This window comes from Streptomonospora alba (genome assembly GCF_000826685.1).
GTDB classification, from domain to species: domain Bacteria; phylum Actinomycetota; class Actinomycetes; order Streptosporangiales; family Streptosporangiaceae; genus Streptomonospora; species Streptomonospora alba.
This window is the reverse complement of sequence record NZ_JROO01000001.1, coordinates 68,245-92,268: the sequence shown is the minus strand read 5'-3', so window position 1 is coordinate 92,268 and position 24,024 is coordinate 68,245. Positions and strand designations below refer to the sequence as shown.

The 24,024-nt window shown below is 73.3% G+C and carries 24 protein-coding genes; 13 read left to right on the top strand and 11 right to left on the bottom strand.

Going from position 1 to position 24,024, the window contains the following annotated elements:
• Nucleotides 1-31: 31 nt before the first annotated feature.
• From LP52_RS00395 to LP52_RS00375, 5 genes are all read right to left on the bottom strand, one after another.
• Nucleotides 32-706: a TrmH family RNA methyltransferase gene (locus LP52_RS00395; RefSeq protein ID WP_040269685.1), complete on the bottom strand. Its 675-nt coding sequence runs from the start codon at nt 704-706 to the stop codon at nt 32-34.
• Between the two features lie 182 nt (nt 707-888).
• Nucleotides 889-1,632: a class I SAM-dependent methyltransferase gene (locus LP52_RS25500; RefSeq protein WP_052809259.1), complete on the bottom strand. Its 744-nt coding sequence runs from the start codon at nt 1,630-1,632 to the stop codon at nt 889-891.
• A 292-nt stretch (nt 1,633-1,924) separates the two neighbouring features.
• A complete protein-coding gene (locus LP52_RS00385) occupies nt 1,925-2,305 on the bottom strand; it encodes a DUF3054 domain-containing protein (RefSeq protein ID WP_040269684.1) in 381 nt (126 codons plus the stop codon).
• 320 nt (nt 2,306-2,625) lie between these two features.
• Nucleotides 2,626-3,015, bottom strand: coding sequence for a hypothetical protein (locus tag LP52_RS00380; protein ID WP_040269682.1), 390 nt, complete (start codon nt 3,013-3,015; stop codon nt 2,626-2,628).
• 470 nt (nt 3,016-3,485) lie between these two features.
• Nucleotides 3,486-5,696, bottom strand: a complete 2,211-nt coding sequence (locus tag LP52_RS00375; protein WP_040269681.1) for a prolyl oligopeptidase family serine peptidase — start codon at nt 5,694-5,696, stop codon at nt 3,486-3,488.
• A gap of 116 nt (nt 5,697-5,812) precedes the next feature.
• Here LP52_RS00375 and mshB point away from each other — a divergent pair, with 116 nt between their 5' ends.
• Both mshB and LP52_RS00365 read left to right on the top strand, forming a co-directional pair.
• Nucleotides 5,813-6,673 (top strand): N-acetyl-1-D-myo-inositol-2-amino-2-deoxy-alpha-D-glucopyranoside deacetylase, encoded by an 861-nt coding sequence (gene mshB, locus LP52_RS00370; RefSeq protein ID WP_040269679.1) that lies wholly within the window; start codon nt 5,813-5,815, stop codon nt 6,671-6,673.
• A gap of 106 nt (nt 6,674-6,779) precedes the next feature.
• The gene (locus tag LP52_RS00365) at nt 6,780-7,250 is read left to right on the top strand and encodes a hypothetical protein (RefSeq protein WP_052809258.1); all 471 of its coding nucleotides are present in this window, start codon (nt 6,780-6,782) and stop codon (nt 7,248-7,250) included.
• A gap of 28 nt (nt 7,251-7,278) precedes the next feature.
• Here the strand turns inward: LP52_RS00365 and LP52_RS00360 are convergent, their stop codons facing one another.
• From LP52_RS00360 to LP52_RS29075, 3 genes are all read right to left on the bottom strand, one after another.
• On the bottom strand, nt 7,279-8,253 hold the full coding sequence (locus LP52_RS00360) for a site-2 protease family protein (protein WP_040269678.1): 975 nt from the start codon (nt 8,251-8,253) through the stop codon (nt 7,279-7,281).
• Nucleotides 8,254-8,411: 158 nt separating this feature from the next.
• The gene (locus LP52_RS00355; RefSeq protein WP_040269677.1) at nt 8,412-9,740 is read right to left on the bottom strand and encodes a hypothetical protein; all 1,329 of its coding nucleotides are present in this window, start codon (nt 9,738-9,740) and stop codon (nt 8,412-8,414) included.
• Nucleotides 9,741-9,784: 44 nt separating this feature from the next.
• On the bottom strand, nt 9,785-10,048 hold the full coding sequence (locus tag LP52_RS29075) for a putative acetyltransferase (protein ID WP_084722759.1): 264 nt from the start codon (nt 10,046-10,048) through the stop codon (nt 9,785-9,787).
• A 172-nt stretch (nt 10,049-10,220) separates the two neighbouring features.
• Here LP52_RS29075 and fdxA point away from each other — a divergent pair, with 172 nt between their 5' ends.
• Nucleotides 10,221-10,541, top strand: a complete 321-nt coding sequence (gene fdxA, locus LP52_RS00350; protein WP_040269768.1) for a ferredoxin — start codon at nt 10,221-10,223, stop codon at nt 10,539-10,541.
• Between the two features lie 213 nt (nt 10,542-10,754).
• On the top strand, nt 10,755-11,870 hold the full coding sequence (gene dapC / locus LP52_RS00345) for a succinyldiaminopimelate transaminase (RefSeq protein ID WP_040269675.1): 1,116 nt from the start codon (nt 10,755-10,757) through the stop codon (nt 11,868-11,870).
• 131 nt (nt 11,871-12,001) lie between these two features.
• Here the strand turns inward: dapC and LP52_RS00340 are convergent, their stop codons facing one another.
• Nucleotides 12,002-12,859, bottom strand: a complete 858-nt coding sequence (locus tag LP52_RS00340; RefSeq protein ID WP_040269674.1) for a hypothetical protein — start codon at nt 12,857-12,859, stop codon at nt 12,002-12,004.
• 316 nt (nt 12,860-13,175) lie between these two features.
• Here LP52_RS00340 and LP52_RS00335 point away from each other — a divergent pair, with 316 nt between their 5' ends.
• The 3 genes from LP52_RS00335 to LP52_RS00325 all read left to right on the top strand — a co-directional run bounded on the left by LP52_RS00335 (nt 13,176) and on the right by LP52_RS00325 (nt 16,148).
• A complete protein-coding gene (locus tag LP52_RS00335) occupies nt 13,176-14,012 on the top strand; it encodes a 2,3,4,5-tetrahydropyridine-2,6-dicarboxylate N-succinyltransferase (protein ID WP_040269673.1) in 837 nt (278 codons plus the stop codon).
• Nucleotides 14,013-14,170: 158 nt separating this feature from the next.
• On the top strand, nt 14,171-15,235 hold the full coding sequence (dapE, locus tag LP52_RS00330; RefSeq protein ID WP_040269671.1) for a succinyl-diaminopimelate desuccinylase: 1,065 nt from the start codon (nt 14,171-14,173) through the stop codon (nt 15,233-15,235).
• 94 nt (nt 15,236-15,329) lie between these two features.
• Nucleotides 15,330-16,148 (top strand): LOG family protein, encoded by an 819-nt coding sequence (locus LP52_RS00325; RefSeq protein WP_040269670.1) that lies wholly within the window; start codon nt 15,330-15,332, stop codon nt 16,146-16,148.
• A gap of 251 nt (nt 16,149-16,399) precedes the next feature.
• Here the strand turns inward: LP52_RS00325 and LP52_RS00320 are convergent, their stop codons facing one another.
• A complete protein-coding gene (locus LP52_RS00320; protein WP_040269669.1) occupies nt 16,400-16,759 on the bottom strand; it encodes a hypothetical protein in 360 nt (119 codons plus the stop codon).
• Nucleotides 16,760-16,913: 154 nt separating this feature from the next.
• Between LP52_RS00320 and LP52_RS28115 the strand changes: the two genes are divergently transcribed.
• The 4 genes from LP52_RS28115 to LP52_RS25495 all read left to right on the top strand — a co-directional run bounded on the left by LP52_RS28115 (nt 16,914) and on the right by LP52_RS25495 (nt 20,947).
• On the top strand, nt 16,914-17,573 hold the full coding sequence (locus LP52_RS28115) for a hypothetical protein (RefSeq protein WP_238580666.1): 660 nt from the start codon (nt 16,914-16,916) through the stop codon (nt 17,571-17,573).
• Nucleotides 17,570-18,166 (top strand): DNA-3-methyladenine glycosylase I, encoded by a 597-nt coding sequence (locus LP52_RS00310; protein ID WP_040269668.1) that lies wholly within the window; start codon nt 17,570-17,572, stop codon nt 18,164-18,166. The genes LP52_RS28115 and LP52_RS00310 overlap by 4 nt, the downstream gene beginning before the upstream one ends.
• A 345-nt stretch (nt 18,167-18,511) precedes the next feature.
• On the top strand, nt 18,512-19,081 hold the full coding sequence (locus LP52_RS00305; RefSeq protein ID WP_040269666.1) for a hypothetical protein: 570 nt from the start codon (nt 18,512-18,514) through the stop codon (nt 19,079-19,081).
• A 60-nt stretch (nt 19,082-19,141) separates the two neighbouring features.
• Complete coding sequence (locus tag LP52_RS25495) at nt 19,142-20,947, top strand: serine/threonine-protein kinase (RefSeq protein ID WP_052809257.1); 1,806 nt, start codon at nt 19,142-19,144, stop codon at nt 20,945-20,947.
• A 21-nt stretch (nt 20,948-20,968) separates the two neighbouring features.
• Here LP52_RS25495 and LP52_RS00295 read toward each other — a convergent pair whose 3' ends face one another.
• Nucleotides 20,969-21,685, bottom strand: a complete 717-nt coding sequence (locus LP52_RS00295; RefSeq protein WP_238580671.1) for an enoyl-CoA hydratase-related protein — start codon at nt 21,683-21,685, stop codon at nt 20,969-20,971.
• Nucleotides 21,686-22,110: 425 nt separating this feature from the next.
• Here LP52_RS00295 and LP52_RS25985 point away from each other — a divergent pair, with 425 nt between their 5' ends.
• Both LP52_RS25985 and LP52_RS00290 read left to right on the top strand, forming a co-directional pair.
• Nucleotides 22,111-22,278, top strand: coding sequence for a DUF3117 domain-containing protein (locus LP52_RS25985; RefSeq protein WP_084722758.1), 168 nt, complete (start codon nt 22,111-22,113; stop codon nt 22,276-22,278).
• 114 nt (nt 22,279-22,392) lie between these two features.
• Complete coding sequence (locus LP52_RS00290) at nt 22,393-23,961, top strand: leucyl aminopeptidase (RefSeq protein ID WP_084722757.1); 1,569 nt, start codon at nt 22,393-22,395, stop codon at nt 23,959-23,961.
• Nucleotides 23,962-24,024 lie beyond the last annotated feature (63 nt).

The window sequence follows — 24,024 nt, the reverse complement described above, 5'->3', positions numbered from 1 at the left end:
GGCGGCTTCCGGTGAGTTCCCCGCCGCGGTGTCAGGGGCGCTGGTCGAAGACGTGCGCGCGGATCCACGCGTGCATGGCGACGGCGGCCGCAGCGCCCGCGTTGATGGACCGGGTCGACCCGTACTGGCCGATGGACAGCACGGATTCGCACACCGCCCGCGCCTCTTCGGACAGTCCGGGGCCCTCCTGGCCGAAGACCAGTACGCACGCACGCGGCAGGGGATAGGTCTCCAGCTGCACCGCGCCGGGAAGGTTGTCGATCCCGATCAGCGGCAGGCCGCGGTCCTGCGCCCAGGCGACCAGAGCGGCGCTGTCGGGGTGGTGGTGCATGTGCTGGTAGCGCTCGGTCACCATGGCCCCGCGGCGGTTCCAGCGGCGCCGTCCCACGACGTGCACGGCCTCCGCGGCGAAGGCGTTGGCCGTTCGCACCACGGAGCCGATGTTGAAGTCGTGCTCCCAGTTCTCCACGGCCACGTGGAAGGGATGGCGGCCGGCGTCCAGGTCGGCGACGATCGCCTCGCGCCGCCAGTACCGGTAGCGGTCGACCACGTTGCGCCGGTCGCCTTCGGCCAGCAGTTCGGGATCGTAGTGGTCGCCCTCGGGCCAGGGGCCCTGCCACGGCCCGACACCGACCTCGTGGCGTTCGGAGAACCCGTCGGCGCCGGAGTCGGGGGTCGCGGAATCGGGAAGGGCCTGATCGGTCACGCTCCCAGCTTAGAGGCGCACGGAGGCGGCCCGTCGCACCGGTTCGTGCCGTGCGAACGCCCCGTGCGGGCGGGGCGCTCGCACGGGGCGTCGTACCGGTTCCCCGCCGTTTCGCCGCGTCGCGGCCTCGGCCGCGGCGGTCCCCCGGCGGCACCCGGCGGGGACCGGAGCCCTCAGGCGCGCTACCGGTTTCCGCGCACCATGCGCTTGGCCTTGCGGCGCACGCGCTGAACGGTGGAACGGGGGGAGGCGACCCTGCGGTACTCGGCCATCCGCTGGCCGCGGGGGTGGCCCCAGTCGCCGATGTTGCGAAACTTCCATCCGGCCACGTTGGCCGCCCATTCCATCTCGTAGGGGCGGTACTGATAGGGGTCCTGCTCCGGGTAGCGCTTCTTGAACGGCCTGTCGAAGGGCTCGTCCGCGGGGGCCTCGAAGTAGGTGGCGAAGAACCGCCCGCCGGGCGGCATCACCTTGGCCACGCGGAACAGGCACAGCCGGATGTGGTTCAGCGGCAGGTGCGTGAAGACCGACTGCGCGAGGGCGAAGTCGAACTTCACTCCGAAGTCGGCGTTGAACCGCGTGGTGACGCGCAGGTTCTCCTCGGGCAGGCGGTCGCTGAGCCCCACGGCGGGCAGTTCGTACTCCAGCCCGGCCTTCACCAGCGCCGGGTCGACGTCGATGCCGTAGTAGTTGCCCTGCTCCAGGTACCGGATGAAGTGGATCCCGCCGCGCAGCGAGCCGCAGCCCACGTCGAGGAGCTTGGACTCGGGCGTCAGGCCCTGCTTGACCAGGAAGTCGAACTGGAGCTGCCCGATCTCGTCCCAGTAGGCGCCCACCCGCTTGCGGTGCGCACCGGCAGCGATGTCCTCGGGTGTGTACTCGTCCAGTTGTCCGTACTTGTTGATGGCGCCGGCCGACTTAGGCATCGTCACCTTTCCCGCTCGTCGATTGGCCAGGTTCTCGCGTCAGGGGGCGGAGCCGCCCTCGGTCCGGGACCACGTGCGGACTCGCGGAGGCCGAAGGCAAAACCTGGGAGAAACCTGTGTATACCCTGAGTCTAAGCTGAACGTGCAACCGCTGGGGCGAGTTCCCGATGACGGATCGACGCCGTGCGGGATGATCGGCGCGTCGTCGGGCGCGGACCGGGGCGGATGCGTGTTCGCCCACCGGACTCGTCCTTCGGGCTCACGGAAGGCGGTTCGCCGGGGGCGGACGCCCTTACTCGGCCGCGGCGCGCCGGCGCCTTCCGGCCAGCATCGCGAGACCGCGCCAGCCCAGCAGTGTGACGCCCAGGAAGGCCGCGGTCACCAGGGAGAACGAGAGCGGGGCGCCTTCGCCCGCGAGGTCGCGCAGCTGCGTCCCTCCGCCGACCGTGACCGCCCACACGATCCAGCCGGTCGTCAGCAGTGTCTTCGGAGCGCGCCACGGCCGCCACGGCAGTGTCGCCAGCCATCCCGCGACGAGCGCCGCGGCGAAGGGCCAGAGGGTGAGCGCCACCCCGGACGGCGTAAGCCCCTCCGCGTGGTTGATGCGTCCGATCACCACGAAGGCGAGCACGAAGGCGGCGTCGAGGAGGAAGGCCGGCAGGACGAGGCGCATGGCCACAGTCTAGGAACGGCCCGCCGCACCGCGTCCGGAGTGCGGCGGTGCGGGGCGGGCCCGTACGACCCGGGGGGAGCCGGCCGGCGCATTCGGGGAATGGATGCGGACGGGATACGCCGGCCGGCCTCGCGCACCCGGGCGTTGCGATGCGCGAGACCCCGGCGCCCCTGTCGGCGCCGGAGCGCTCGTGAAGCCGCTGGATCGGAGGGGCACGCCGCAGGAGCATCGGACCGGTGCTCTGCGTGGTGCGTCCGCGACAATTCGGGCCGTTTCCGGCCTTCGTCGCATACCGACGAGCTTCAGCGGCAGCTTAGCCGCTAAGGAGAGCCGAGCCGAACCCCGGCGGCGTCCGGATCGCCGAGACGACGGGGGTTGTGACGTTCTGAGGAGGTTCGCTCTCCCGCGGCCACGACGACCGTCAGACCTCGGATGCCGGCGCTGGGGCGGTACTCGGCGAAGGCGTCGGCGACGCGGGCGCGCAGGGGAGCCGCGTGCGGACTCTGCTCGGGTGCCGATGCGGGGCCGGGGGGTTCGGCCCGGTCGGAGCCGGTCGGAGGCGCCGCGGTCGCCGAGGTGGCGCCTCCTGCGGAGCTCAGGGCGATGTCCTGGGGCACGGCTGCGTTCTCGGTGGTGGACGCTGCACCGGCGACGACCAGTCCGATTGCGACGGCGGCGCCGAGCGCCCAGATGCAGGGGGATTGGCGCACTTCTGCTCTTTCGGGCTCGCGGGAGAGGCGGGCCCCGACGAAGAGCGGGGGGCTCAGCGGGGCCCGCCGACGGGCGGCGGCCGCACGCAAAGGAGAGGGACACAGGACCGCCGCACCCGCTCACCGGCCTTCGGTGAGCGCTGGGAAACCATAGGTCATGGGCGGCATGTGCGACAGATCACATCGAAGACGTCGCCATCACCCGATGTCGCGATCAAGGCCCTTCAGAGGAGGCAAGCCGTGTCGCACACGCCCCGCGAAGGAGTCGGAAGCACGTTCCTGCCGCGGAACCCCGTGCTCACGGGGTCCTGCGGGGGCTGATCACCCACCGTCGCCACCAGCCGGACAATTGGCCGGATTCGGCCACGATCTCATGTCAACCCAACGTGGACCCGCGCGACGTCGGCCTCCTGTGTGGCGGCCCGGGGCACCGTGGAGGGGCTCCCGCCCCGGTGGGCGGGAGCCGGCCCTCACCCGCCTGCCCGACGCGGACCCAGCGATCGGTGCAGGAACTCCACCTGGAGCAGCAGCAGGTTCTCCGCTGTCGTCTCCTCGGAGGCCATGTGCGTGATGCCCGACAGCGGCAGCACGGTGTGGGCGCGTCCCGCCGCCAGCAGCCGCGAGGACAGCCGCTGGGTGTGGGCGAAGACGACGTTGTCGTCGGCCAGGCCGTGGATGAGCATCAGCGGGCGGTGGGGGTCGGCCCAGCCCTCCAGCGCCGAGGAGCGGGTATAGGCGTCGGGCCGCTGCTGCGGCGTGCCCAGATAGCGCTCGGTGTAGTGGGTGTCGTACAGGTGCCAGTCGGTGACCGGCGCGCCCGCCACCGCCGCGTGGAAGACCTCGGGGCGGCGCAGCACGGCCAGGGCCGCCAGATAGCCGCCGAAGGACCAGCCGCGGATCGCCACCCGGTCCAGGTCCAGGCAGCCGAAGCGTGCCGCCGCGTCGTGCAGCGCGGCCACCTGGTCATCCAGCACCGGGGTCGCCAAGTCGCCGTGGACCGCCTGCTCCCACCCGACGCCGACGCCGGGGGTGCCGCGCCCGTCGGCGATCAGCACCGCGAACCCCTGGTCGGCGAACCACTGCGAGGTCAGATAGGCCGAGCGGCTGCGCATCACGCGCTGGGCGTGCGGGCCGCCGTAGGGGTCCACCAGCACCGGCAGGCGTACCGTCGAGTCCGGGTCGTACCAGGAGGGGAGCACCAGCGCCGCGGGGATCCCCCGCTCACCCGCCGACCAGAAGCGCACATCGGGACGCGGGATGTCGGGCACCTGCGCGAAGCTCTCGATCCGGCCGGCGGCTTCGGCCTCGGCCGTGGCCTCGGCAGAGGGGACACGGAGCAGTTCGGTGCGCACGCCGTCGCCGGCCATGTCGCGCCGCTGGAGGACCAGGGTGCCGCCGCGCATCCGGCCCGCGACCACGCCGCCCTCGGCCGCATCGGGCACGTCGACGGGCGCGGTCGAGCCGCTGCGCGTGTCGAGCAGCCACAGGCCGACCTCGCCGGGCGCCCCGGCCGGCGAGGCCGAGTAGAGCACCAGGTCGCCGTCGACGTCGGCGACCGACCGCAGGTAGCAGCCGTCCGGCGGGCCCGCCTCGCGGCCGCCCACCAGCAGCACACGGCCCGCGTTTTGATCGCCGCCCCCGATCCACACCGTCTCGCCGCTCCCGGTGAAAGCAGGGACCCCCGGCATGATCTCGACCCACGTGGGGTCGGTCTCGGTGTGCACCCGCTGCGCCCGCCCGGTGCGCGCATCGGCGCGCAGCAGCGCGAGTGTGCGCTGGTCGCGGCTTTGGGCGGTGAACACGACCTCGGGTGCCCCGGAGGCCTCGGCGGAGCCGGAACCGCCCCGCGCCGGGCCGCCGCGCTCGGTCCAGCCCGCGCGTGCCAGGTAGGGCAGTTCCGCGCGGTCCCACTCGATCCAGCGCGGCTCGGCCGCTCCGCCCCCGTCCAGGTCCAGCACCGCCAGCCGCACGTCGGCGTTGGGTGTGCCTGCGGCAGGATAGGCCACGGGCTGCGCGGCGGCGTCGGGATTAGCGGGGTCGCTGATGGTCCACCGGGTGACAGGCGAACCGTCCACGCGCGCCGCCAGCAGCGCCGAGCCGTCGGGCGCCCACCACAGCCCGCGAAAGCGGTTCATCTCCTCGGCGGCGATGAACTCCGCCAGCCCCCAGGCGACGTCGTCGCCGTCCGGTTCGGCCAGCACGCGGTCGCCGCCCCCGCCGAGGTCGACAACGTGCAGCGCACCGCCGCTCACGTAGGCCACAGCGCCGCCCTGCGGCGAGATCGCGGGATCGACCACGGGCGTGACCGCCTCGGCGACCTCGCGCGGCACGCCCGTGTCCAACCCGACCGTGTACAGCCGCCCCGACAGTGTGAAGGCGGCACGCGCGAACCGGCTGTCGACCGTGTAGGAGACGATGCCGCCGCCGGTCTCACGCAGCCGCTCGCGCCGGGCGCGCTCCTCGGCGGGCAGGTCCTCGCCGTCGGTTCCGACGGTGCGGGGGTCCGCCACGACGCGCTCCTGCGCGCTGTCCACGTCGCGTATCCACAGGCACGTAGCGGTGTCCTCGCCGTCCCTGCCGCGCAGGAACGCCACGCGCCTGCCGTCCGGGGAGATCTGGAAGGCGCGCGGCACGCCGAGGGTGAACCGACGCGTGCGGGCCTGTTGCCGGGGAAAACTCATGCGTCGATTGTGGCCCATCCGCGGCGCCCGCCGCGGATGCCGCCGCTCGTACCCACATCGGCGGCCGGGGCGCGCGATGCCGTGTCCTGGGACCCGACCGGGGTATCGTCCAGACCATGACAGATCGGCGATTGCTGCTGGTGCACGCTCACCCCGACGACGAGAGCATCGTCACCGGCGCGACCATGGCCAAGTACGCCGCCGAAGGAGCCGAGGTCACCCTGGTGACGTGTACGCGCGGCGAGGAGGGCGAGATCATCCCCGCCGAGCTCGCGCACCTGGGCTCCGACCGCGACGACACCCTCGGCGAGTACCGGGTCGGCGAGCTGGACAAGGCCTGCCTGGCTTCGGGGGTGCGCGACCACCGCTTCCTCGGCGGGCCGGGCCGCTACCGCGACTCCGGGATGATGGGCGCGGCGACCAACGACGGTTCCGGCTGCTTCTGGCAGGCCGACGTGGAGGAGGCCGCGCACATGCTCGCGACGGTCATCCGCGAGGTGCGCCCGCAGGTCGTCGTCACCTACGACGACAACGGGGGATACGGCCACCCCGACCACATCCAGGCCCACCGCGTCACCGTGCGGGCGTTCGAGAAGGCCGCCGAGCGCGCGCTGCCGGGCACGCCGTGGCAGACCCGCAAGCTCTATGCGATCGCGCAGCCGCAGTCGGTGCTGGAGGAGTCGGCCGAGCGCCTGCGGCGCAGTCCCGGGCCCTTCAGCGCGCCCCAAGGGCCCGGCGACATCTCGCCGGGCACGCCCGACGGCCTCGTCACTGCGCGCATCGACGCTTCGGCGCACTGGGCCGCCAAGGCGCTGGCGATGCGCGCGCACGCCACCCAGATCAGCGTCGAGGGCGAGCTGTTCGCGCTGTCCAACGGGATCGCCCAGGAGATCCGGGGCGTCGAGTACTTCACCCAGATCGCCGGAGCCGCGGCGCGGCGGGGGCCCGAGGGGTTCGAGACCGACCTGTTCGCCTGAGGCCCGCGCCGAACGAGCCCGGCGAAGCCGGCGCGGCCGAAGCCTGGCGGGCCCTGCGACCGCTCCTCCGCCCGCTATCCCCACGACGCCGGAAGGAACCACCGCCGTGTCCGCACCCCAGCAGCCGACCCCCCACCCGCAGTCCCCGCCGCCCGGCGCCGCAGCCGAAAGCCGTGCGGCGGCGGCCGCCCGGATCGCCGACCCCGTCGTCACGGGGCTGGGGTATGCGGCGCTGCTCGCCACCGGAGCGGCCGCGGGGCTGGGCGGCACCGTCATGGCCGGGTGGCTGTCCTACCTGTGGCGCGCCGGCATGGCCGGGCAGGCCGTCGCCGCCGTCGCGCTGCTGGTCCTGCTGGCGGCGCTCTTCGCCGGATGCCGGGCAGCGGGCTGGGGGATGGGCTCGCGCCTGGGCTCGGGCCTGCCTGCGGTCGGCTGGGCAGGGTCGGTGTTCGCGCTCGTCGCGGCGACCTCGGGCGGCGACGTCGTGCTGACCTCGACCGCGATCGACTACTGCTACCTGTTCGGCGGGCTCACCGCCGTGGGTATCGCCGTCGTCCTCACCGACCCCGGCCCCTGACCGGCGGCCGCGCACTCCGGCGGCGCGATCAGGACGCCCAGAACCGCAGCAGCACCTCGCCGAAACCGACGTCGATCTGCGGAAGACCCAGGCCGGCGAACACCTGCGTCATCACCCGGGGCACCTCGACGTTCACCGGCGGCACCCACAGCACGGCGAAGACGGCGATGACGCCGAAGAGCCCCCACGGGCGCATCCGCTCGGCCGCATCGCCGGGCAGGTGCGGCGCGATGACGCCGAATCCGTCCAGGCCCGGGATCGGCAGCACGTTGAGCAGTGCCGCCCCGAGGTTGAGGTAGCACAGGTACATCAGCCCGCCGAGCATCCAGTTGTCGGTGAACATCTCCGCGGGGACCAGCAGCACGACGGCGGCGGCGGTCGCCGCGGCCAGCACCAGGTTGACGGTGATTCCGGCCGTCGCCACGAGACTGCGCCGGGCCTTGCCCGGTACGGCGGAGGGGTCCAGGTAGGTGGCCGGCCCCGGCAGGCCGATCCCGCCCAGGAGCAGAAAGGCCACCGGCATCAGGAGCCCCGCGAAGAGATCGCGGAAGCCGAACGGGTTGAGCCGCAGGTAGCCGCTGCCGCGAAGGGACCGGTCGCCGAAGCGGTAGGCGAGCGCGGCGTGGCCGTACTCGTGCAGGGCCAGCGAGATGATCCACCCGGCCAGGATGAAGACGAAGGGCAGGTAGACGGTGGAGTCGTCACCGGTCCAGTCGACCTCCGCGCGCGTCCACGAGAACCAGCCCGCCAGCCCCGCGATCCCCAGCAGCAGCACGAAGAACGGACTGGGCAGCAGGTCGGCGACGCCGCGCGCGGCGTCCCGCTCCGCGGCGGCGGGGCCTTCCCCGGCGGAGTCGGCCTCGGGGCCGGCTGCCTCCGGCTCGTCGCCGTCCACCGGCGCGGCCCCCTCGGGGCGCTCGTCGGCGTCCCCGGCGACGGCCGCGTCGGCGTCGGGCCGCAACGCGGCCGCTTCGTCCCGGTCGGTGGGCTCAGGCGCGGACATGGTGCTCCAGCTCGTGGGAAAACGGGTCACAACACCGTGCGCAAGCGCGGTGCGCGGGGGATCAGCGGCGGCGCCTCCAGGCTATGGGCACCGGCCTCCGGACGCGCACCGGGTGGCGGGACCCGCCATCCTCCGGGGTGGAGCAGGACCCCCCGGGGCTACAGCGAGGTCGGGGGAGTGGTCGCCGACAGGTGCATGGCGGTCAGTGAGAACGCGTGCCCGGCCTTGGTCAGCTGGTGGCTGCCGCCTTCGCCCAGCAGGTCGCCGCCGACGACGAACCCCAGGGTCTCCAGCAGCCAGGTGACGGTGATCAGCACCGAGCCGACCTGCTGGGTGTCGGGCAGCCGGCCGTCGCTTCCCCAGCCGGCGTCGGCCAGCACCAGGCGGGCCTCCTCGGCGATGTCGGTGCAGGTGTCGCGGGCGTGGTTGCCCGTCGAGCGCGAGGAGAACGACAGCAGCAGCCCCAGGAGGGTCTCGGTGGCGGCCTGGGCGAAGCCGTCGGTGTCCAGCACGCTCTCGGCGACGGCGCGCCACAGCGCCTCGGTGTCGTCGTGCAGGCGCCGCCCGCGCCGGGTGAGCACCAGCCGGCGCCCCGACCGGCGTACCGCCCGCATGGTGCGCAGCAGCTTGTGCAGCGCGATGAGCTGCGTGGAGTCGGTTTCACTGCGGGGCGGCGAGGGCGAGGTCTCCCAGTCGAACTCCGCGCACAGCTCGCGCACCACGCTGGGCGAGATATAGCCGATCTGGGTGAGCCCGATGCCGTCGTCGGCGTAGTCCAGCAGCCGCACCACCGGCGCCAGCGCGGCGGCGGCGTCGGGCGGGGTCTCGGCGCCGCTGATCAACTGGCCCAGCAGCGGCCACAGCCGCTGGCGATGGGGGTGGGAGGGCGAGGAGAGCCAAGCACGCACGCGCTCCTCGCGGACGCGGTCGAGCCTGCTGCGGCCCTGGGAGTCGGGCTGGGTCAGAAAGGCCCGGGTCTGCTGCTGCTGGGAGTTGCGCCACGCCGGGGTGCCCGGTCGGAGCTCGTCCAGAGCGACGGCGAGCTCCAGAGACGCCGCGGTGGCCTGGTAGGCCGAGATCTCGGCCGATCCCAGCGTGCTGCCCCAGGTCAGCTCGGGCAGGTCGGGCGGTTCGACACCCGAGGCGCGCATCGCCCGCCGGTAGGCCTGGCGGCCGGAGTCGTGGCTGACCCGGTGGTTCTCCAGGATCTCGCGGGTGACGCCGGAGGTGCAGATGGCGGCGTAGCGGTCCAACCCCAGCAGGCTGAACAGGCGGCCCAGCGAGCGTGCCGCGAAATGCCGTTCGGCGGAGTCGGTGGAGAAGCGCACCGGCAGCACGAACCAGCAGAACTCCTGGACGGAGTGCTGGGTGAGCGCCTCGAGGTTGCGGCCGTCGGTGAGCGTGGACAGCGCGGTCTCGGCGACCTGGGCCGCGCGGGAGTCGGCGCGGGAGAGCTGGGCGAGGGCGGAAGCGACGGTCTCCTGCATGGCGTGAACTCGCCACCTCCCCCTTCAACATCAGCGGCGGGCGCTTAGCCGTCCGTCGGCGGCCTGCCGGTCCCGCGCCTGCGTGTCGGCGGTTGCTGCGGCACGATACGGCTTCCCGCGACGTCGTCGGCGGTGACTTCAGCCACTGTGCCGTCGCGCCGACGGAGCCGTAGCAGACCGTCCTGCCAGGACTCCAGAACTCCGACGATATCCTGGAATCCCCCGCCAGGCAGCCGTAGGCGCACGTTGGCGCGCCGCCCGACGTGGTCGGGAGTCAGTTCGGACCTCAAGCGCGGGGCGGAGCCCATGGGATCGACCCCCAATTACGCGGGAACGCTCGGTAGACGCAATACTGGATAGTGCGAATCGTGTGTCAGATGCCCGGCGGTCCACTCCAGGCTCTCCGGCATCGCCCAGGCTATGTGACAGCGAAGACACGTAAACGCGGTCAACGTGGCGAAGACCGAGGAGGAGTACGACGTGACCTACGTCATCGCGCAGCCCTGCGTCGATGTGCTCGACAAGGGGTGCATCGAGGAATGCCCCGTCGACTGCATCTACGAGGGCAAGCGCATGCTCTACATCCACCCGGACGAGTGCGTCGACTGCGGCGCCTGTGAGCCGGTGTGCCCTGTGGAGGCCATCTACTACGAGGACGACCTTCCCGAGCAGTGGTCGGAGTACTACAAGGCCAACGTCGAGTTCTTCGACGAGATCGGCTCTCCGGGAGGCGCGTCCAAGGTCGGCCAGCTCGACACCGACCATTCCGTAGTCGCCAAGCTGCCCCCGCAGGCCGAATAAGGAGCGGGCCGAGCCGTGCGCGCGCTTGCGATCCGAGACGGCGCGCACGGCGGGTCCGCCTCCCGATGCGGGAGTGTCGGCACACGAGGCCTTACCCCTGGCGTGCCGGCGGCTCCCGCCTGAACAGCGAGACACCGCCGCGCCGCGGCGGGCGACGTGTGTCGCGTGACCCGCCCCGCGCCGCGCACCGGCGAAGATCGAGGGATGAACGCAATGGCCGATCGCAGGCGCGTGGCAGACCGGTTGCCGGCCTTCCCGTGGGACCGCCTGGCTCCCCATAAGGCGACGGCCGGCGCGCACCCCGACGGCCCGGTGGACCTCTCGGTAGGCACCCCCGTCGACTCCGTACCCCAGCGCGTGCGCGAGGCCCTGGCCGGGGCCGCAGACAGCCCCGGCTACCCCGCCACCTACGGCACCCCGGAACTGCGTGCGTCGGCCTCCGCCTGGCTGGCGCGCTGCCACGGCGTCACCGTCGAGCCTTCAGCGGTACTGCCGTCGGTGGGCTCCAAGGAGTTCGTGGCCTGGCTGCCCACGCTGCTGGGCCTGGGCGAGGGCGACACCGTGGTCTTCCCCGAACTCGCCTATCCCACCTACGACATCGGCATCCGCATGGCCGGTGCCGAACCCGTCGCCTCCGACGGCCTGACCGCCCTGGGGCCGGCGCCCGTGCGGCTGGTGTGGATCAACTCCCCGGCCAACCCGACCGGCCGGGTCCTGGGCGTGGAGCACCTGCGCAAGGTCGTCTCCTGGGCGCGCGAGCGCGGTGCCGTGGTGGCCTCCGACGAGTGCTACATCGGCCTCGGCTGGGAAGGCGAGGAGCCGGTCTCGGTGCTGCACCCCGACGTGTGCGGCGGGTCCCACGAAGGGCTGCTCGCTCTGCACTCGCTGTCCAAGCGCTCCAACCTCGCCGGCTACCGCGCGGCCTTCGCCGCCGGCGACCCGGCGCTCGTCGACGAACTGCTGGCGGTCCGCAAGCACGCCGGCATGATCATGCCGGGCCCCGTCCAGGCCGCGATGCGCGCCGCCCTGGACGACGACGGCCACGCCGAAGAGCAGAAGGCCCGCTACGGCGCCCGGCGCAGGGCTTTGCGCGGTGCGCTGGAGGCCGCGGGCTGGCGGATCACGCACTCGCAGGCGGGGCTGTACCTGTGGGCGGCCCACCCCGATCACGACGCCTGGGGGTCGGTGGCGCTGCTCGCCGAGCACGGCGTCCTCGTCGCTCCGGGCGACTTCTACGGACCTACGGGAGCCGGGCACGTGCGCGTCGCCTTCACCGCTACCGACGAACGCGTCGACGCGGCGGTCAAGCGGCTCGGCGCCCTGTTCTGAGCCCCGCCCGCCGCCGTCGGAGACGCTGCGCGCCGGCTCGACCGGGGCCTCGCGGCGGGACTCCCCGGTGAGACCGCGGGACGCCGTCGGCCACGAGAGCGGTCGATCCGCAGAACGGCGTCCCCGTCCCGCTAATTCAGCACGATCTCCCCGCGCGGCGCGGCGTCGGCCTCGGGGATCGTGGTCCAGCCCTGCTGGCCCGCCTCGGCGCGCCAGCGCTGGTCCTGGTAGGTCACCGAGCCGATGCCGTAGTCCTTGGCGTTGGCCACGGCCCACTGCGCCATGGCCCAGCCCAGGTCGCCGGTGGCGTAGGAGCCGCCGGGCGGCACCTCGCGGGGGTCGGCGCCGAAGACCCGGGCCATCTCCTCGCGGGCCCCCTGCAGATCGGCCTCGCCCACACCGTCGGGCAGCACGCACGAGACCGTGGGTCCCGAGGCCCCGCTGAACGCCTTCGCCATCTGCCGCGACACCGGCTCGTGCTGGTCGTAGGCGAATCCGTCGGCACTGCGCTGAACGGCCTGGGCCGCCTCGTACACCGGCATGTCCGTGTAGCCCTCGATCTCGGTCAGCTTGTCGTAGAAGGCCGCGGTGGAGTAGACGGGATCCATCAGCTGTTCGGGCTCGCCCCACTCCTGCGAAGGCCGCTGCTGGAACAGTCCGACCGAGTCGCGGTCGCCGTACTCGACGTTGTAGAACTTCGACTCCTGCCAGACCGTGGCGTAGGCGATCACCACCGCCTCGCGCGGCAGGCCCTTGGCGAACGCCACGCCGCCGACCGTCGCGGCGTTGCCGGCCTGGTCGGGATCGAGGGAGTCGGTGTCGCCGTCGGCGGTGAACGTGCAGGCCTCGACGGGTTCGGGTTCGCTCACCTCCAGCGGCTGCACCGAGTTCATCACGTAGTACCCGCCGGCGAGGAGCGCGCCGCAGACCAGCGTCAACACGACGAGGATCTTGAAGAAGGCGGAGACTTTCCGGAGCTTTCCAGGCACAGGCAGACCGTAGGGGTTGGGGGACGCGGGCGTGGGCGCGCCTCGGCTGACAGGATCGATCTCGCGCGGATCCGGCCGTGAGAGCGGGCCGCCGCGCGATTCCGGGCAGGGGATCTGCACGCATAGTAAGGCGTAGTGGAAGGCGGTGCTCGCGTGTAACCGGCCGTATCCCGGTGTGCACGGAGGCGGCGCAGGCCGGCCGGCCTCGGTGAACGGGGCGGCGCGGCGGGGGGTACGCGATCCGCCCACACGGCGCTGGGGCCGCCCGCGTGCGCCGGGTTGGGGCGTGCGGCGGCCGACGGTAGGCTCCGTGCCCATGACCACCGCGTTCACGAGCCCGCTTCCCGAGGAGATCGACACCCTCTGGGAGCGCCGATCCGAACTGACCCCCGACCACACCGAAGCCCGCGACGTGATCGTGGGCGCGGTCGACGAACTGGACACCGGCAAGGCCCGGGTCGCCTTCGTCGACGAGGCCACCGACGAGGTCGTCGTCGACGAGCGCGCCAAGCGCTCCATCCTGCTGAGCTTCCGCGTCCTGGCGATGGAGGAAGCCGAGGTAGGGGGCTTCCACTACCACGACCGCATTCCGCTCAAGACCCGCTTCGACAGTGTGCGCGTGGTGCCCGGCGCCATCGCCCGCTGGGGTTCCTACCTGGCGCCCGGCGTGGTGCTGATGCCCTCCTTCACCAACTTCGGCGCCTGGGTGGGATCGGGCACCATGGTCGACACCTGGGCGACGGTCGGCTCGTGCGCGCAGGTCGGCGAGAACGTGCACCTCTCCGGCGGCGTCGGAGTCGGCGGCGTGCTGGAGCCTCCGCAGGCCTCGCCCGTCATCATCGAGGACGGCGCCTTCCTCGGCTCGCGCAGCATGGTCGTCGAGGGCGCGCGGGTGCGCCGCGGCGCCAAGCTCGGCGCCGGCACGATCCTGACCTCCTCCACCCGCGTCTTCGACGCCGAGTCCGGCGAGGAGCTCCCGCGCGGCGAGGCGCCCGCGTGGTCGGTGTGCGTCACCGCCAACCGGGTCAAGAGCTTCCCCGGCGGGGACTTCGGCATGCCGTGCCTGCTGGTCCTCAAGCGACTGGAGGCCGGCGAGGAGCACGACAAGCTCGCCCTGAACGATCTGCTGCGGGAGCACGGCGTCAACGCCTGAGCCCGCCTTCCCGGGCCCGCCCTGTCACCGGCGGGCCCGGGCGGCGGGGCGCAGACGAGCGAGGCGCCCACCGCGCCCGTGGAGGGCGCACCGGTGGGCGCGGCGCCGCCGCCCGGGCCGCTCCGCCCCGATCCGCCACGACCTGTAAGGCAGCCGACATGCTGGATCTGACCGCCGACGTCCGCACGCTCACGGCCGAGCTCGTCGACACGGAGTCCGTCAGCGGCGGCGAGCGCCCTCTCGCCGACGCCGTCGAGAGCGCCCTGAGCCGACTGCCGCACCTGACCGTCGAGCGCGACGGGGACGCGATCATCGCCCGCACCGAGCTGGGCCGGGAGCGCCGTGTGGTTCTCGCCGGGCACATCGACACGGTCCCCATCGTCGGCAACGTGCCCTCCCGCACCGAGGACGGGCGGCTTTACGGCTGCGGCTCCTCGGACATGAAGAGCGGCGTGGCGGTGCAGCTGCGCCTCGCCGCCTCGGTGCCCGAGCCGGCGCACGACGTGACCTACGTCTTCTACGACTGCGAGGAGGTCGACGCCGAGCGCAACGGGCTGCGCCGACTGGCCCGCAACCTGCCGGACCGGCTCCTGGGCGACTTCGCGGTGCTGCTGGAGCCCACGGGCGGCGTCATCGAGGGCGGCTGCCAGGGGACCATGCGAGTCGAGGTCATCTCCCGCGGCGAGCGCGCGCACAGCGCCCGGTCGTGGATGGGGCGCAACGCCATCCACGGCGCCGGACCGATCCTGGACGTGCTGCGCGAATACACCCCGCGCCGTCCGGTGGTCGACGGCCTCGAATACCGCGAGGGCCTCAACGCGGTCTTCGTCGACGGCGGCGTGGCCGGCAACGTCATCCCCGACGAGTGCACCGTGACCGTCAACTACCGGTTCGCCCCCGACATCACGCCCCTGGACGCCGAGCAGCACCTGCGCGAGCTGTTCCAGGACTTCGACGTGCGGGTGACCGACTCGGCGGCGCCCGCGCGCCCGGGGCTGGACGACCCAGCGGCGGCCGAGTTCGTCTCCTCCGTGGGCGGCGGCGAGGTCCGCGCCAAGCTGGGCTGGACCGACGTAGCGCGGATGGCGGAGCTGGGTGTGCCCGCGGTCAACTACGGTCCCGGCGATCCCACGCTGGCCCACACCCGCGGGGAGTGGGTGTCGCTGGACGCCGTCGCCGAGGCCGAGGCCCGCATGAGCGCATGGCTCACCGGAACGGAGTGAGCCCGGGCGCGTACGGGCGCACGTCCGCTTGTGGTCGCACGTGTGTGGCCTGGGATTCAGCATGCGGCAGCGCGAATCCGGATAGCGTTGCGGCATGACGGAATCTCGGAAGACCCGTAGCGCGGGACCGCTCACCTACCGAGGAGACGCGATACCCGAAACGACGACCGACCAGCGCCTGCTGGACCGCCGCGGACCGGCCGACTGGGTGCACACCGACCCGTGGCGCGTGCTGCGCATCCAGTCGGAGTTCGTCGAGGGGTTCGGCCTGCTCTCCGAGGTCGGGCATGCGGTCAGCGTCTTCGGCTCGGCGCGCACCAAGCCGGGCACCCATTTCTACGAACTCGGCCAGGAGATCGGCACGAAGCTGGCCGCGTCGGGCTACGCCGTGATCACCGGGGGCGGTCCCGGTGTCATGGAGGCGGCCAACCGCGGCGCGCAGGACGTGGACGGCACGTCGATCGGCCTCGGCATCGAGCTGCCGTTCGAGCAGGGCCTCAACGACTTCATCGACATCGGCGTCACCTTCCGGTACTTCTTCGTGCGCAAGACGATGTTCGTGAAGTACTCCCGGGCCTTCGTGGTGCTGCCCGGGGGCTTCGGCACGCTCGACGAGCTGTTCGAGTCGATCACCCTGGTGCAGACCGGCAAGGTCACCCGGTTCCCGGTGGTGCTGGTCGGCACCCGGTTCTGGTCGGGCCTGCGCGACTGGATCCGCGACACCCTGCTCGAAGAGGGCACGATCTCGCCCGGCGATCCGGAGCTGATGTATCTGACCGACGACCCCGACGAGGTCGTCGAGATCGTCCGCAAGTCCCACGTGGATCTGGCCCGCCGCGAGTTCGAGGCGGGGCAGGTGGCCGACGAGGCCGCCGACCTGCACGCGGCCGAGGAGGCCTCGGAGTCGTCGTGACCGGGTGAGGCGTGCGGTCTCCCGCGGGCTTCCCGCGCCGAGCCCGTCTGCGCGGACGGACTCGGCGCCGAAGCCCCCGCAGGACCGGCCCCGCCGGCGGCCGGAGTGAACCCGCCGCGCTTCTCAGCGTTGATCTTGTACCTACGGGCACATGTGATCGCTCACAGTGACCGTAGGTACAAGATCAACGGGGGTAGGCGAGCGCACGGATCGAGCTGGACGCGGTGGGCGGTGGAGGCGGGCGTGACGGGCTAGGCCAGGCCGCGGCGGGCCACAGCGGGCGGTCGGCGGCCCTGGGCCGAGGCGACCAGCGCCAGGGCTTGGCGCACCGCCTGCGGATGGCCGGTGGCGAAGACCCGGGCGCCGAGCCAGGCGTAGACCGAGGCCAGCGCCACCTCGGCCGCCTCGGCGGCGCGCGCTTCCTCCGGCCGGCCCGGCGCGGGGCCGCTGTCGGCGCAGGGCGGGGGCGCGCAGCGGACGAGGACCGTGCGGCCGCGTTCGGCGAGGTCGCGCACCCGATCGGGGGCGGGCCGGTAACCGAGGTCCTCGGCGTCCTCCACGACCGCCCCGGGCTCCACCACCCGGCCGTACCGCGTCTCCTCCGGCGCCATGACCCCCCCGATCCCGTCGCTGTGTGCCGTGCCGCGACCACCGCCCCGCGTGGTCGGCGGCACGCCGGAACGGTGCTCCCGGCGCCCCGTGACCTGTGCGCCGCGGCGTCGGCCGCGGTGCCGCGTCCCCCGGGCTGTGGCACCATTGAGGCTAATGTCTCCGATCATCATCGCCCTGATCGCCCTCGCCGCGGTGGCCGTGCTCGCCGGCGTGGCGTTCGTGGTCATGGGGAAGGGCGGTGAGCTGGCGCGCTTCGAGGCCGACCACCCGCCGTTGGACCTTCCCGCCGATCGGCCGCTGTCGGGGTCCGACGTGAGCCGGGTGCTGCTGCCGCTGTCGCTGTGGGGTTACCACGTGCGCGCGGTCGACGACGTGTTGCGCCGCGTCGTGGGCGCGCTGTCGGAACGCGACGCCCGGATCGCCGACCTGGAACGGCGCCTTGCCGAGGCCGGGCGGCCGGTACCGCCGCACTCCGCGCCGGGCGCCGATCCCGGTGCGGCCCCGATCGATTCCGGGACGAGCGCGGACACCGGCCCCACCCACGTGGTGCGCACGGGCTCCCACTCCCACCCGAGCGGCCCCCGTGAGCCGGGCGCGACGCACCGGGTCGGCGGCGCGGCGGAAGGGCAGGAGCCCACCGCGGACTCCGCGTCCGGATCCGATGCGCAGGAGCCCGGCGGCCGCCGGGCCGGTGGAAAGGCCGCGTCCTCGGGGACCTCCGACGACGCGGACGACACCTCGGACCCCGACGGAGGCCCCGCATCCGCTCGGGAGTCCGCTCCGGCCGCGTCGCAGCGGCCGGGTGCCCGATGAGCGGCGACGAAGCGACGGCCCGACCGGGACCCGACGGCCGGCGCCGCTGCCACTGGGCCCTGGGCGGCGAGGACCTGCTGCACTACCACGACACCGAGTGGGGCCTTGCGATCACCGGCGACGACGCCATGTTCGAGCGGATCTGCCTTGAGGGCTTCCAGGCGGGCCTGTCGTGGCTGACGGTCCTGCGTAAGCGCCCCGCCCTGCGCGAGGTCTTCGCCGGGTTCGACCCGAAGCTCGTGGCCGACTACGGCGAGGCCGACGTCGAGCGGCTGCTGGGCGACGCCCGCCTGATCCGCAGCAGGCCCAAGATCGAGGCGGTCATCCGCAACGCGCGGGCCGCGCTGGAGCTGCCCGGCGGCCTGTCCGCGCTGGTGTGGCGGCACGCACCCGAGCATCACACGGCGCCCGAGCGCGTCACCGACGTGCCCGCCTCCACCCCCGAGAGCACCGCGCTGGCCAAGGCGCTCAAGCGGCACGGATTCGCCTTCGTCGGCCCCACAACCGCCTACGCGGCGATGCAGGCGGCCGGCGTCGTCGACGACCACCTCAGCGGGTGCTTCCGCCGCGCGCGGCAGGCAGGTCCGGAGTGAGGCGCCGACCACGCTCGCGCGCGATGTAGGCTCCCGCTGAAGGGGCCCGCCCACCGCCGCCGCGTCCGCTGACGCTGCGCGCGACCCTCGCTCACGGCGCGGTCCGGCCCCGCACATCCCGTCCCTGTCCGCGGCCCGCCGCGCGTGCCACGGGTAGCGACATGTCCGGCATCAGCGTTTTCACCCGATGTGCTCCACATCACTCCATGTCGGAGGCGATGCGGGGATGTGTCGCTTATTCTCTGTCGCTGTAGCCGCGAGCGGACGCCTGAGCCTGTTCGCTTTGGAGGTTCACGCCATGATCACAGCCAACACCCTCGACCGGGCCCGGCCCGGGAGCCCGCGGTGAGCGGCCTTTCCGGCGCGGCCGCCAAGGGAGATGCCGACTCGCGGGGCGGCTCGCCCGTCCGGCACATCTCGCTGTGGCCGCCGCCGCGCTCCACTCGTCACAGCGCCAAGCGCCGGCGGAACCTCATCCTCGGACTCGCCGCGGTCCTCGTCCTGGGCTCGGGCATGGGCTCGGCCGCCGTATGGGTGATGCAGCGCGGCGGCACCGCCGACACCTCCGCCGTGCCGGAGTCCTACGCGGGGACGTGGCGGGGCGAGATGAGCCAGGTCAACGAGGACGGCCAGCACGTCGCAGACTGGGGCGCCGAGGTCAAGCTGGAGCGGGGCGAGGAGCGCGGCGTAGCGGAGTGGTACACCTTCGACTGCCGCGGAAGCCTCACCCTGACCGAGCGCACCGGCGACCGCCTCGCCTTCGACTACGTCGAGACCTACGACCCCGAGACGCGCTGCGTGGACGAGTCCGACCTCGTCCTGAAGCGGGGCGGTTCGGCGGGCACGCTCGAAGCGCGCTGGACCGCCGTTTCCCACAACGGCGTGCCGATGACCTCCACCGGGACTCTCCGTTAGGGTGGGCGCCGCTGAGGTCCGCGCGCCCGCCGCGCGCGGAACAGGGCCTCTGGAGGGAAGATGACCGGTACCCAGCCCCTGACCGACGACGATCCACGGCGCATCGGCGGCTACACGCTGACCGCGCGCCTGGGGCAGGGCGGACAGGGCGTGGTCTACCTCGGCCGAGACGACTCCGACGGCGGCTCCGTGGCGGTCAAGACCCTGCACTCCGACGGCATCGACGCGGCAGGACTGCGCCGCCAGCTCGCCGAGGAGATCGAGACCGCGCGCAAGGTCGCGCGGTTCTGCACCGCCCAGGTGCTGGCCGCCGACATCGACGCCGACCCTCCCTACGTCGTCAGCGAGTACATCGAGGGCCCGACGCTGCGCGAGGTGGTCCTGCGCGACGGCCCGCTGCGCGGCGCCTCTCTGGAGCGGCTGGCCGTGGGCACGCTGACCGCCCTGGCCGCCATCCACCAGGCGGGGATCGTGCACCGCGACTTCAAGCCCGGCAACGTCCTCATCGGCCCCGACGGTCCGCGGGTGATCGACTTCGGCATCGCCCGCGCGCTTGAGGGAACCGCGATCCTCACCAGCCAGATCGCCGGTACTCCCGCCTACATGGCCCCCGAGCAGATCGCCGGCGAAGCGCTGGAGCCCGCGGTGGACCTCTTCTCGTGGGGATCCACCATCGTTTTCGCGGCCAATGGCCGCAGCCCGTTCGGGCAGGACTCGCTGCGCGAGGTACTGCACAGCGTCGCCAACGAGCCGCCGGAACTGGGTGAGCTGGACGGTCGGTTGCGCGAGATCGCCGAGCGCTGCCTGGCCAAGGCCCCCGGCGATCGGCCCACCGCCGCCGAGACGCTGATGGGCGTCCTCGGCGTGGCCATGTCCGATCCCGCTGCGGCGGGCGCCGCCGAGGCCGACGAGCCCGGCGAGTCCGGCGCGCTGCCCGTGCAGACTCTGGCGGCCGGTGCCGTGGCCGCCGCGGCGCCGGAGGTGCGCGAGCGCACCGCGGCCGGGCTGCGCGACAGCCTGCCGCAGGGCAGCGGGAGTGTCATCGACGAGGACGGCCTCTTCCGGTCCTTTCCACCCGCCCCGCCGCGAGCCGGAACCGGTCCCCAGCACCCCTCCGGGCAGCAGGCCGCTCCCGCGGCGCCGAGCGGGCCCCAGACACCGCCCCCGAGCGGGCCCCACACCCCGCCGCCCGGCGGACCGCAGACGCCGCCCTCGGCAGCCCCCGTGCCGCCCGGCGGCGAGTGGCAGGCGCCCGGCTCGGGCGCCCCGCCCCGGACCCCGCCCGCCGCGGGCTCGGGCCCGCAGCATCCCCACGGGGGGCCGTCACCGATGCCTCCGACCGGCGGGCAGCAGCCGTACGGCTACGGTCCGCCGTCGTCGGCTCCCGCGTCGGGGCCCCAGCCGCCGCACGCCCCCGGTCCGGGCGGGCCGCCGCAGGGGCGGCAGCCCTACGGCCCCGGAACCGCACCGCCGCCTGCCGCGCCCTACGCGGCGGGACCAGCGGCGGGTCCGACCGGCGGGCAGGCTGCGCCCGGCCCCGCGAACCCTCCCGCGGGCGGCGCTCCCTACGGGCCGGGCCCGCAGGGGCCGGGGTATCCCGGGGCCGCCTCGGGGCCGCCGCAGCCGCCTTACGGCCCGGGCAGTGTCGGGGGCCCGCCGGTGCCGTCGGGGCCTCAGGCTTCCTACGCACCGGGGCGGAGCGCTCCCGGGTGGGGACCGCAGCCGCCGGCCTACGGACCCGCCGGCTCCGCCCCGGCCCGGTCCTCGGGCGGCAGCGGAGCCGGCATGATCATCGGAGTCGTCGCAGGGGCGTCGCTGCTGGTGGTGATCGTGGTGGTGGCCGTCATCGTCGCGATCGTCTCCTGAAGCGCCCGCCGGCCCCGCTGCCTAATGGCCCTCGAACTCCGGCCCCTCCTTGTTCAGGAAGGCCACGGTGGCGTTGAGGTGGTCGCGCGTCTCGGCGCACTGGTCCTGCAGGCTCGCCTCCATCTCCAGGGCGTTGGCCAGGTCCAGCCCCGAGCCGAACGTGAGCTCGGCCTTGATGGTCGCGTAGGCCACCGTCGGGCCGTTGGCCAGGCGCTCGGCGAGCTCCCGCGCCGAGGACTCCAGTTCGTCGTCCGGCACCACCTTGCTGACCAGGCCGATCTCCAGGGCGCGGGCCGCCGGGACCGGCTCGGCCAGCATCAGCATCTCCATCGCTCGGGCGTGGCCCACCAGGCGCGGCAGGGTCCACGACGAGCCCGAGTCCGAGCCCAGTCCCACGTTGGCGAAGGCCATGAGGAAGGACGCGCGTTCGGATGCGATGCGCAGGTCGCAGGCGAAGGCCAGCGACGCTCCCGCACCCGCCGCCGTGCCGTTGACCGCCGCGACGACGGGTTTGGGCATGCGCGCCAGTCCCAGGATGATGGGGTTGTAGTGGTCGCGGACGGTTCCGTTGAGCCCCCGGCCCTCGTTGAGGTTCTCGGCGTGCTCGCGCAGGTCCTGTCCGGCGCAGAACGCCTTGCCGCTGCCGGTGAGCAGAACCGCGCGGGCCTCGGTGTCGTTCTTGGCGCGCTCGATGGCGGCCAGCAGGGCCTGCTTGGTCTGCACCGTCAGCGAGTTCATCGCGTCGGGGCGGTTCAGTCGGATGGTGGCGACGCCGTCGGCGAGTTCGTAGCCGACAGGGGTGTCGCCGGCGTCGTCGGCACCGCTGCCCCCGTTGCCTGCATTGTCCCGATTGTCGGTGGTGTCTGCGGTGTCTGACTCGGACAAGCGGATCTCCCGATCTGGTCGGCTCCTGGCGCGGTCCCCGCGACCGCGAAAGTGCGATGCGGCTATAACCTTACTGTTCGGATTCCTCGGGACCGATGGTCCCGGCACTGTCCGATCGTTCCCAATCGGTTCTCAAAACCGAGATAATGGAAGAACAGTGATTCGTTCCCTGAGTCACGCGGATGCGGCGCGCCCCGGACCGGCCGCCCCGAGGCAGGGGCATCTCCGCCGGAGCGGCCCATTCACCCGCGAGAGGTTCCTATGAAAGGGGATGCGGCATGGCGGCGATGAAGCCGAGGACCGGTGACGGTCCGATGGAGGTCACCAAGGAGGGCCGCGGCATCATCATGCGGGTCCCGCTGGAGGGCGGCGGGCGGCTCGTCGTCGAGCTCACGCCGGACGAGGCCGCCGAACTCAAGGAGGCCCTGGACGGCGTCGTCGGCTGATCGGCCGGTCCCTGCCCGGCGGACGCCCCGACGACCGCCCTACGTGTGCCGCAGCCACCGCGGGGCGGCGGGCCGCGGCTCCACCGAGATCCCATTCCACGATTGCGAGCATCCGTGCCGATCGCTACGGAGATCCGCCCGGTTCCGGGCACCCTCATCGACTCCGCCGCCGGACTGGTGGCCGTTCCCGTCGTGCGCGGCGGCGAGGCGCCGACCGTCCTGACGGCGGGCGCGGGCGTCGAGCCCGCCGAGCTTGACGCGCGGCTCCCGGCCTCCGCCGCCGACCTGCTCGCGCACTACGACCTGACCGGAAAGCCGGGCGAAATCGCGCAGTTCCCCGCCGACCTCGGTGCGGGGCTGGTGCGTGTCGTACTGCTGGGAGTCGGCGAGGCGGCGCCCGCCGACCTGCGCACCGCCGGTGCCGCACTGGCCCGAGCGGCCAAGGGGCACTCCACGGCGGCGACCACCGTCGCACTGCTGGAGTCGGTGTCCCGCGGCGGCGCCGACGCTCTGGCGGCGTTCGCCGAGGGAGCGCTGCTTGCCTCCTACCGGTTCAGCCTGGCCTCCGGCACCAAGGGACCCGCGCCGCTGGAAGACCTGTCCCTGGTGGGCGCGGACTCCGCGGAGGCCGTATCGGCGGTCGGCCGCGGCGAGGCCCTGGCGCGTGCGACCGCGCTGGCGCGCGACCTGATCAACACACCCTCGGCCGAGAAGGACCCCGCGTGGCTCGCCGCGCGGGCCGGCGTGGTCGCGGCCAACTCGGGCCTGCACGCCGAGGTCTGGGACGAGAAGCGGCTCGAACGCGACGGTTTCGGCGCGATCCTGGCCGTGGGCGCAGGTTCGGACCGCCCGCCCCGGCTGGTGCGGCTGGACTACCGCCCGGACGACCCCGCGGCCCACATCGTGCTGGTCGGCAAGGGCATCACCTTCGACACCGGCGGGTTGTCGCTGAAGCCCAACGACAACATGAAGCTCATGAAGACGGACATGAGCGGCGCGGCAGTGGTGCTCGGTACTATGTCGGCCCTGGCGGCGCTGGGCAGCCGGGTCGCCGTCACAGGTCTGCTGCCCGTCGCCGAGAACGCCTTCTCCGGCTCCGCGCAGCGCCCCGGCGACGTGATCACCGCCTACGACGGGCGCACGATCGAGGTACTCAACACCGACGCCGAAGGCCGGCTGGTCATGGCCGACGCGTTGGGCTACGCGGTGGCCGAGCTGGCACCGGACGCCCTCGTGGACGTCGCCACCCTCACCGGCGCGGCCAAGGTCGCGCTGGGCACCGGCACGGGTGCTCTGTTCAGCGGCGACGAGGCCCTGGCCGCGGCGCTGAGCGCGGCGGGACAGGAGTCGGGCGAACCCGTGTGGCGGATGCCGCTGACCGAGGAGTACCGCGAGCTGCTCGACTCCCGGGTGGCCGACCTGGCCAACATCGGCAACGGCGGCTACGGGCGGCCCGGGGCCGCCGAGGCGGCGCTGTTCCTGCGGGAGTTCACCGGCGGCCTGCCGTGGGCCCACCTCGACATCGCAGGCCCCGGGCGCTCCACGAGCGACGAGGGCGTGCTGAGCAAGGGCGGCACCGGGTTCTCCACCCGGCTGCTGCTGCGCTGGCTGTCCGGCAGCGAGGCTGCGGCCGGCTCGGGCGGCGGAGCGGGGCACCCCCACCGGAGGGCGAAGCGGTCGTAGCAGAACCGATCCGCACGGGATCTCGGCGGCCCCTTCCCGGAGCCGCTCGCGGCGCCGACGGTG